This window comes from Rhizobacter sp. P2_H2, from assembly GCF_056403375.1.
In genome coordinates this window covers 1-572 of the sequence record NZ_JBFUFP010001806.1, presented here as the reverse complement: position 1 = coordinate 572, position 572 = coordinate 1, and the positions used below count along the sequence as shown (strand labels likewise).

Annotated in this window: 1 protein-coding gene; it reads left to right on the top strand. The window is 72.6% G+C overall.

Features of this window, described 5'->3' with window-relative positions:
* Positions 1-43: 43 nt before the first annotated feature.
* Positions 44-572: ATP-binding cassette domain-containing protein (locus AC1D15_RS36315; protein WP_477829906.1), on the top strand; the 529-nt coding region annotated here is incomplete at its 3' end.

Below are 572 nucleotides of genomic sequence, written 5' to 3'. Positions count from 1 at the left end.
CGCCGGTCTCTGCCATCTATGCCGACGAAGCGGGCCCCGAGCAATGACAAGTACCCCACCGCGCCGCGTGCTTGACGTGCGCAACCTCAGCGTCAGCTTCGCCGTCGAAGGCGGCCGGCTGCAGGCGGTGCGCGCGCTCGACTTCCACGTCGATGCCGGCGAGACGCTCGCGATCGTCGGCGAGTCCGGCTCGGGCAAGTCGGTGTCGTCGCTCGCGCTGATGCGCCTGGTCGAGCACGGCGGCGGCCGCATCGACAGCGGCGAGATGTGGCTGACGCGCCGCGACGGCGAGCGCGTCGACCTGGCGCAGGCCGATGGGCGCCGCATGCGCGCGCTGCGCGGCGCGGACCTCGCGATGGTCTTCCAGGAGCCGATGACCTCGCTGAACCCGGTCTTCACCGTCGGCCAGCAGGTCGCCGAATCGATCCGCCTGCACCAGGGCCGCTCGCAGCGCGAGGCGATGGCCGAGGCGCTGCGCCTGTTCGACCTGGTGCGCATCCCCGAGGCGCGCGAGGTGCTGGGCCGCCATCCGCACCAGCTGTCGGGCGGCATGCGCCAGCGCGTGATGATCG